General features: G+C 73.1%; 1 protein-coding gene. It reads left to right on the top strand.

The window, feature by feature from the left end:
• Positions 1 to 195: 195 nt before the first annotated feature.
• Positions 196 to 498: hypothetical protein (locus ACFWY5_RS55065; protein WP_379639948.1), on the top strand; the 303-nt coding region annotated here is incomplete at its 3' end.

The raw sequence follows: 498 nt of genomic DNA on the forward strand, positions 1-498 counted from the left end.
CACCCTCACCACCCACCACCCGAAAACCCCCTTTTCCGGGGGTCTGGGGGGATGGTTTTTTTGAATAGCACACCCCCCCCCCCCCGCCGGGGGGCCCCCCCCACCCCCCCCGCGGGGCCACCACGGGGAATCTTGGGGGTTGGGTGACCTACTCCGCCCACGGTCGTTGGCGTGGTGGCTGGCAGGCTCGCGCTCATGCGCGTTCGGGGGATCTCGCTCATCACCGCCTTCACGGTCACCATGGCCGCCTGTTCCGGCGTGGAGACCAACCCCCCGGCAGCCGCCCACCAGCCCACGGCGCCCGGCGACACGATCGCCGCGGGCTTCGAGCCGGCGTTCCGGTGGCCGCCGACGGGCTTGGTGCCCGGGTCACCGGCCGACCTGACGACCGCGTCTCTCACAGGCCTTGCGGCCGTGGCGCCCGCCGCGGGGGGCCGCCGCGCCCCCGCCGGCCCCTGCCGCCCCCAGAGCGACCACAACCCAAATAAAAACACAAAC

Source organism: Nonomuraea sp. NPDC059007, assembly GCF_042740555.1.
Lineage (GTDB): Bacteria > Actinomycetota > Actinomycetes > Streptosporangiales > Streptosporangiaceae > Nonomuraea.